Source organism: Leptospira ellinghausenii, from assembly GCF_003114815.1.
Lineage (GTDB): Bacteria > Spirochaetota > Leptospiria > Leptospirales > Leptospiraceae > Leptospira_A > Leptospira_A ellinghausenii.
The window spans coordinates 37,435-45,435 of the sequence record NZ_BFAZ01000014.1 but is presented as its reverse complement, the minus strand read 5'-3'; the positions used below and the strand labels follow the sequence as shown (position 1 = coordinate 45,435).

The following is an 8,001-nucleotide window of genomic DNA, read 5'->3' as shown; positions in this document are numbered from 1 at the left end:
TGTGGGAAGGGGTGGTACGGCTTGGAAGAATTAGGGGTATGTTGCTCACTTCCTGTATGATCCTGGGGAATCTCCGAAATCGGGGGTTTAGATAGTATTGTTTTATGACCCATAAAGACAGAAAACTTGGGTTTTTAAGGTTCAGTCAATAGGAAAAAAGTACATATATTAAAATAGTAAACATCCGACGGGGACCATTTTCAGCAGCCATTTGTTAGGTGGACCATTTATCATGGAACCATGAACACTAAAAAACGGTAAAACTATTCATTTTATTGGCACTCTTGGTTGGATGTCATGGGCGAATTCGAACTGAAATTAATTCTAATGGAATAGATGAATTTCAAAGTAATCAGAACCATGATTTTGTCTATAGGGAATCTTTTGATTATTCTCCAGTTTCTAGAGTCTTTCAAGAGATAGCCTTGGAATCAGGCTGGAAACGAGTTAAAGGAAACTCGAGGGTTTTAGTGGACCTATGAATTTTGACTGAAGACATTTCCACCCTCATTTCCAGCAAATTCAAACACACATTGGTTGCGAAGATGAGGAAGGGGAATGAATTGATTTACTTAGGAGAGGTATCCACGGTATCTTCTAATGATAATTACATTGAATCTATACCAATTCTAGTTCATTCTTTTTGAGAAAACTATCCTAGCCGTGTCTATCGTTTGGAAAAAAATGTGGTTCCTGATACCTCAATTTCGAAACCTTTGTCTGTATATTTTACTAATCCATAAATTCACTAGACAGGAAATTCCACATGTTAGCTGATAGAGAGCGAGGATTTTACTCCTTGCTTTTTTCTGCTTTGAGGAGTTTTCATGTCAGAGGAACCAATCGTTTCACGAGGAATTTCGGGATTAATTTTAGATAAAATAGGACATCCCTTTATAGGTTCCTTCATAACAACATTCTTTATAGTTAATTTTGACATAATTGTAGAACTTGCTTTAGATATACAATACCCTGGAGCAGTAGGCGAGTTTAAATCATATTTCAATTGGGGTAGTAAGAGGATTTGGTTTCCCATCGTCTCAATGTTTTTAGTTCCTCTATTATTTCAAAATATATTAGATTATGCTTTTGCAAGGTGTAAGGCTGTAACTGATAGAGTAATTGAAAATAGAAAGGAAAATGAAAGAAATAAAATACATAAACTAAATGCGGAAAGATTTCAAAACAAATATGAGAATTCTTTACTCCATAGAAATGAAATTCTCGATAGATCATTTTGGTTAATAAGTCTATTAAATGATTTTATTCGCGATTCTAACGAATTAAAATACTTAGTAACATGTGAAAGTAAAGAGGTTTTGAATGAAAAGGAATATGTTTCTTTCGTTGAAGATGAAAATAAAATCATCCCATTTGATAATCGGTTCCCACTTCTTGGATACGTATTTAAAAAATTATCTGAAAAAATTTACTTAATAAGAGTTTTACACTCTAGTGAATTTCAGTCTCACTTTAGTGTTTATATTAGAGATATAACAAATGTACCGAGATTTGTATGTGTTAATCGAAAAGGTAACATAGAACTAGATTTTAAGCGGACAAATCCAAGAGCAGTTATTGGAGAAAATTTACCTAATTCAGACAAAATAAACTTTGATATGAATGCGTTATTCTTCGATTTTATAGGTATGGCTTATAACAATTCGATTAGGAATTTAGTTAATAATGTCGGAGAGCTAGTTTTTGTTAAAAAATCTAGATGGGATTATTTAAAAGCATTCATTTCTGGGAAAGAACCAGTTAAGTGATACCTATTCTTCATCATCCTCCGTTGTAGACTCAAAGAAGATGAAAGGAATTTTCAACTTAACAAAACGTCCTAATTTCTGTGTAAGAATTTTTAATAATTGGATTAGTTCATCTTTTTTTACTGAAGTTCCTAACGAATTATAGACTAGACAATATGTGTAATAATTAATCTTGAGCTGACACTCTTAAAAAAATACCAGGAGAAAAGAATGACTCAAAGATAAAAAATATAAAAAACAAAATGGGTGTCTTGAACCTATCAGAGACACTCGGTTACTTATCGAAAACATGTAACATCATGGGCTACTCACGAGATAGTTTCTATCGATTTCAATAGCTTTATGAAAAGGATGGAGAACTTGCACATCAAGATTTAAGTAGGCGGAAGCCTAATTTAAAGAATCGAATTGAAACAGAAAAGGAAGAGGCTGTACAGCAGACGGCAATCGAGATTCCAGCTTTTGGTCAGCTTCGAGCATCAAACATATTGAATGTACAGATACAGTATTCGCCTTAGACGATCCTCTAACTTTTTATAGATTATTGATCTTCTTCAATTTTTAATTCTCGTATTCCTTCTTTGAAACTTGATAGGGCGTTCTTCCATTCATATTTCTGCATTGGTATGATCTTTCGTAGTTATAGAGATTTAGATAAATCTGAAAATCTTTTTCCATCTCATCGACTGTTTCATAAAAATTTGTACTTCCAGCGTCTCTAAAGTGTTCATCGATTAACGTTCGATGAAGCCTTTCCACAAATTCAATGCTTTGAGGTCTTTTGACTTTCGTAATCCTATGTTCGATGTCTTTTAGTTGAAGGAATAGTTCAAATGGATGTTGATCTTTTCTCCCGCAATAATCTCGTCCGTTATCGGTTAGAATTGTTTTAATCGGAGTGTTGTGTTCTTCTAAGAAAGGAAGAACTTCATTGTTTAACGTCTGTACAGCCTTGCTTGACATCTTCGATGTATGTAGAGTTCCCCATGCATATCTTGAATGACAGTCTATAACATTCTAAAGGTAGCCTCTTCTTATTCCTTTTAAAGTTTCCCCCATATATGTATCCATAGTGACCTAATCCCATTTAAAATCAGCCTGAATGTGCCTATCTCGATGAAGCTGAAATCTCAGATGGTAACTGAACGCTTGAATAATTTGGTAATTCGGAGTCATAGAGATATCTCTAATGATTTCTTGAATAGTCAGATTAAGAAGTTCAATACTTATTATCTTAGTGATCCTTGGGTTAAGACAGAGTTGCTGATTCTGGATAAGTTAAATCTCAATCAGTTCTATATTGATCCAAGAAAAGTTAAGGAAGATATTTCATTCTCTCGATTTAAGAAGATTCAGGAAAGGATGAATCACTACAAGGAAACTTCCAAGAATGATAGAACTTGGAAGAAGGTATTCAGGAACTTCAGAATTAAATTCAATAAATTGGGAGTAGAGGAGGCTATATCTTCAGCTATGTACTATCGGTTAGCCGATCTAGTTCAGGACTTGAATCTTAAATGGAGATACGCATATGGTATACCTTACATTCTATCGAAAAAAGCTTGTTTACCAAACGGCTATTTAAAATTAAGGTAAAATGAATAACAACTGTGGAAAATCAGAAATAGAAAGATTAAGAAGCTCAATAATGGAATTAAATGTCAATCATTCAGGTCGTAAGGTTAACATTTCATTTAATTTAAAGGATGGAAAAACTTTGAACCTTAATGGAATGGTAGACCACAATATATCTTCTTGGCTACACAATGAATTATTAAAAACACAAACGAAAGATGAAGATGTATTAAATTATTCGATTATTTTTGTATAGCTTCCCAGAATTACGAGTATGTCGCTTTATGTCTCACAGGTATTAGTTGACAATGTGGTTAGGTATGATATAATGATGGGTTTTAAGAGGTAAAGAATGGCTTTGAACAAATTTGACTACAAAGGAAGAAATTTCATTTTCGATGAAAACTTAATAAACGGAAATTATGTGGCTATCGCTTTTGAAAATAAAAAAGAAATTTTAAGAGGGAGCATTTCTTGGGAAATTTTAGCAGATGTTAATCATCCACTAGTAAAATCGATATATTCTGCGACTGATTTAAAAGAAATGTTGAAAACATCGATTAAAAATAATATAGAATCCTTAATCGATCACGACAAAATTTAATCACATTAAACTGGAAATTCATCTACTAAAGGTAAATAGAGAATCTCACCTCTTCAATTTAATTGAGGAGGGAAGGCTCCAGTCTTTCTGCGGACTATATGCCATACCTGATTACTCAAGAAAGAACCTAAGAAACATCTTCTATGATATCGATGATGTCATTCACTACATTAGTATCATAACAAACTATTATTGTGATATTTGTCGATATAATCTAACAATTAATAATAATAAAAAAAATTTTAGAAATTCGAATAATAGTTAATTACTAGAAACCCTCCTCTGTTTGCGTCAAAATGGCAACAGTCTATATTTAAATAAAAATAAATAAAATTTGATCGAAATTTATTGACATTCTATTGTGACATAATCCCTTCCGTTCCTGAAGGATGGGTAAAAAATATAAATTTTATATGTTGTTTGAGATGGGAACGAAAAATGAAGATTGCGAAAAGAAAAACGCAACAAATCAAAGTTGTAGGTTTAAATCCGACAACCAAAGTGAAAAGAAGGAATTATAATCTGGAGGATTTACATAAAATCTTCCAGATTATAAGTACATTAGATAAATGGATTGAGCTTATCAGGCTTATGTTTAATTTATTTAGTTAAGATTTTTCCTTCCCTTGGGAAAAGACCGAAGGGAAGGTTTGCATTTTTCCCTTTGCTCAAATCAGCAAATGGATTCTCTTCTTTGATTTTCTTTTCTAAAAATTCCATAATTCTAATGATTAACTCTTCAATTATATCCAATTTATCTTTAACGTGAATGAGGAATTGTAAGACCCGCACTTTGTAACCCTTTGTCGATGTATCATCAGCAATTAATTCTCTATAGTCTACGGGATTCTCATTACCCTCTGTTTCTTTCATCATCTATTCTTAATATCTAGCCATAATTAGTATCAAAATTTACTGCTTTTTCTGAATCAGGGCGTATAATGGATTTAATTTCAGATAGTAATACAATCTTATTTTTGGTCGTTTGCTTTCTAGAATTGAGAGAATCTTCTGTTGTACAAGGCAGAAAATTTATGCCTATTTTTTGGCATAAATTTTTTCAAGAATGTCTGGGTATTAAAATTATTTGGTTGTATTTACCGAATTTAGTGATTTAAAACTACAGTATTTAAATGATAGTTTCAAAAGTGTTATGATCATGTTATTTTCGTATTAGTAGAATTAAATTTATAATTATTTGAACTAATAGTAGAGTAAAAACTGATCCAGCAATTACGTACAAAAGCTTTAATTCATTTTCGAGTGATTCAATTCGAAAACTATTTATAATAAAATACGATTCAGAATTTGTATCTATAAATACGATTTCCTTTTCTTTTTCTGCCTGTTTCGTGATTGGCTTACTTTGAGCAATAATTTGGATTTGTTCTTCATCATGTAATACTTTCCCAGCCAATTCTGTATACCTTTCTTTGATTAAGGGGTTTGTTCTCCATCTAGAATAGGCATTATTAAAATATTCAAAAGAAGATTTATATTTCTTTTGTTGATATAAATCTTCACCTTTTGCTATCCAAAATTCAGTTTCAAGCAGTTCATATTTTGCTTGGTCTATTTTTGCATTTTTGAATTTACTTAGAAGATCGCTTGCTTCTTCAAAATTCTTATTTTTTAATGAATAACGAAAAGAAAATATCTCTTCTTCCGAAATAGATTCGGCGAACAAAGAAATTGCTAATAAAAGTAAAGTGGTGATAAGGATATTTTTCATATTTTAGCTCTTATCTACTCAAAATCACAGCTTTATGACCAAATCTACTTCTCGGCATATTCAAAGAATCTTGAACCCATGGATTACCGCCAGGGTTTGTTAAATCTAAAGTATACACTTGATCTATAGGCAAATTGAATTCCGAGGCTCCACCAAATACATATAATTTCCTTTTTTCGTAAGAAATTTCCATAGCAGGGTAGTATAATGCTACAGGTATGTTTGAACCAGTGACAAATGAATTTGAAGCTGTTCCTAGAAACGAATAATCAAATCGATTAGAATTTGTTACTGCCGTAACAGGTTGAGATATGTTTGTTCCAGTCGAGCCACCAGCAACAAAAATTGCTGGTGTATCAGATGGAAAGGGATCAGTAGAAATTGGTCTGTAGCACGCATACCCTGAACCATGTCTTGCTAAAGAAATTGATGCTTCAATTTTACCTGAAGTAGAATTGAGAGAGGGTGAATAAGCATCTGTCGTTGCATAAGCTAATCCATCTGAATAAAATCTTCCGCCAGTAAAGATGAGACTACCATTATAGGTGCAACCAGCCATATCAATTCGAGGGAAGATATTTGTGCTAGAGAGAAGGCTAACCCAAGTCCCATTATTCCCTAAATTTGGGTAGAATTTATATATTGTATTAAAGATTGTTCCTGTTGTCATGTCGGTTGTTGTTGTTCCACCTAAGATGACTATTTCTTCATCAAATGAACCTACGACACCGCCTTGAAGAGTGGATGGCATATCTGAAAGGTTTCGATTCCATGTGTTTGTTATTGGATCGTATGCCTCAACTAGACGGCTCATAGTATATGAGGCACCATTTTTAACAATTCCACCGATTACATAAATTTTATTTTTGAATGAAACTATTTGAGCGTTTAGTCTTGGAGTAGGTACATTAGTAATAGCTGGATACCAAGTGTTATCAACTGGATCGAAAAAATCTATTTCGCTAACTGCGTTTTTATCCGATCCAATTCCCCCTATGATCCAAATTCCTCGTCGATATCTTGTCGCATTGTCAGATAAAGTTCTAAATGTTGCTGGAATTCCTAAACCACCTTCTTTTGATCCACAAGAAGGAACGTAGCGATATTCTGAATCTGTAATCAAATTTGATAGAGAAACTGCATGTATTTCATTTTCCAAAAAGGAAGTATCAACATTGCTATAGTTTGGACCAGTGGTGATTAAAAATCCTGGAAGTTTTCCTGAACATTTCCAGCTTACAACTGCTGAATTTGTCGTAATATTTGTAGCGACTTGCCATTCAATTTTAGCTGTATTTGCTTTCCCACCATCTGTAAGTGGATTTGCACAGTTGAGAAAATTTATGAGAGATACTAAGAACAAAAACTTGATTAGCTTCATTAGAAATTCATTCCACCTGTTATTTCAAGACCTGATCCGCAATGGGTTTTCTCAATTTCGAAGAAACATTGATTCTTCCATCCAAATCGATAAAAAGAAGGTCCGTATTTGAGACCTTGCCACCCAAGTTCAACATAAGCGGATGGATTTGCCCCAACCTTTGAATTACTTTGATCATATTTATAATTTACCGTGGAAATCCCTAATCCTATGATTCCGTAGAAATCGAGAAGTGGGTTTGAATTAAATACCTTCGATTGATAAAGGTAAGTGAAACCAGAATGTATACTGATTTCCCTAATCGGACCAGTTGATTGTAAATATTCGTATTTGAATCCTAATTGATAAGTATTCTTGAATCGCAAAAATGCGGGTTCAGTAAACAATGAAATGCCGTATAACGGAGGCGTTTGAGTGCCAAGAGGAGCAAACAATGGTAAAAAGGAAACACTTCCTCCGATTCTTGTTAGGTTATCTAGTTTATCATTTGCTAGATAAACGATAGGAAATTCTGGATGTTCGTCAGTTTCTGAATTGTTGTTCTTGATTTCATCCTTATTGATTGTCAAAAACCCTAATTCGGATTTGATTATGATTTCATCTTTTTTTCGTTCTGCGATTGTTCCTCTTATCACACTTCCATTTTTTAGTGATAAAATTGTAATTTTGTAAGAATTATTCAGTTGTCCCTTGTTAGATAAATCATAATACTCGAGTTCTTTCTTTGGTATTTTGTATTCTTTATCTTTGAATCTGACTACTATCATTCGTTCATCTTCATATACGAATTCAGCATAGAAGCCATCTCCATTTGGAAATCTAAGCTCAGCTGCGTTTAATGAGATACTGACTGTTGAGATGAATAAACAAACAATTGTTGTTAGATGAAGATATTTTAAAGAATTCATTAATGTTATGCGGAATAGTTGACATTAAATTT

The 8,001-nt window shown here is 32.9% G+C and carries 7 protein-coding genes and 2 pseudogenes; 4 read left to right on the top strand and 5 right to left on the bottom strand.

The window, feature by feature from the left end; translation table 11 throughout:
• Nucleotides 1-827 precede the first annotated feature (827 nt).
• Both DI076_RS19530 and DI076_RS20410 read left to right on the top strand, forming a co-directional pair.
• Nucleotides 828-1,769: a hypothetical protein gene (locus tag DI076_RS19530; protein ID WP_108961520.1), complete on the top strand. Its 942-nt coding sequence runs from the start codon at nt 828-830 to the stop codon at nt 1,767-1,769.
• 242 nt (nt 1,770-2,011) lie between these two features.
• Nucleotides 2,012-2,260 (top strand): annotated as a pseudogene (locus DI076_RS20410) (helix-turn-helix domain-containing protein); the annotation flags it as partial.
• 70 nt (nt 2,261-2,330) lie between these two features.
• Here the strand turns inward: DI076_RS20410 and DI076_RS19520 are convergent.
• Nucleotides 2,331-2,888, bottom strand: a pseudogene (locus DI076_RS19520) (DDE-type integrase/transposase/recombinase); the annotation flags it as partial.
• A 478-nt stretch (nt 2,889-3,366) separates the two neighbouring features.
• Here DI076_RS19520 and DI076_RS19510 point away from each other — a divergent pair.
• A complete protein-coding gene (locus DI076_RS19510; protein ID WP_135358419.1) occupies nt 3,367-3,600 on the top strand; it encodes a hypothetical protein in 234 nt (77 codons plus the stop codon).
• Nucleotides 3,601-3,696: 96 nt separating this feature from the next.
• Nucleotides 3,697-3,948: a hypothetical protein gene (locus DI076_RS19505; protein ID WP_108961516.1), complete on the top strand. Its 252-nt coding sequence runs from the start codon at nt 3,697-3,699 to the stop codon at nt 3,946-3,948.
• Between the two features lie 600 nt (nt 3,949-4,548).
• Here the strand turns inward: DI076_RS19505 and DI076_RS19500 are convergent.
• The 4 genes from DI076_RS19500 to DI076_RS19485 all read right to left on the bottom strand — a co-directional run bounded on the left by DI076_RS19500 (nt 4,549) and on the right by DI076_RS19485 (nt 7,969).
• Nucleotides 4,549-4,821 (bottom strand): hypothetical protein, encoded by a 273-nt coding sequence (locus DI076_RS19500; protein WP_108961515.1) that lies wholly within the window; start codon nt 4,819-4,821, stop codon nt 4,549-4,551.
• 289 nt (nt 4,822-5,110) lie between these two features.
• Nucleotides 5,111-5,680, bottom strand: a complete 570-nt coding sequence (locus DI076_RS19495) for a hypothetical protein (RefSeq protein WP_108961514.1) — start codon at nt 5,678-5,680, stop codon at nt 5,111-5,113.
• A 10-nt stretch (nt 5,681-5,690) separates the two neighbouring features.
• Nucleotides 5,691-7,061 carry a Kelch repeat-containing protein gene (locus tag DI076_RS19490; RefSeq protein WP_108961513.1) on the bottom strand — a complete coding sequence of 457 codons (1,371 nt, stop codon included), beginning with the start codon at nt 7,059-7,061 and terminating at the stop codon, nt 5,691-5,693.
• Complete coding sequence (locus tag DI076_RS19485; RefSeq protein ID WP_245918600.1) at nt 7,061-7,969, bottom strand: LA_3334 family protein; 909 nt, start codon at nt 7,967-7,969, stop codon at nt 7,061-7,063. Before DI076_RS19485 ends, DI076_RS19490 begins: the two co-directional genes overlap by 1 nt.
• Nucleotides 7,970-8,001: the final 32 nt, after the last annotated feature.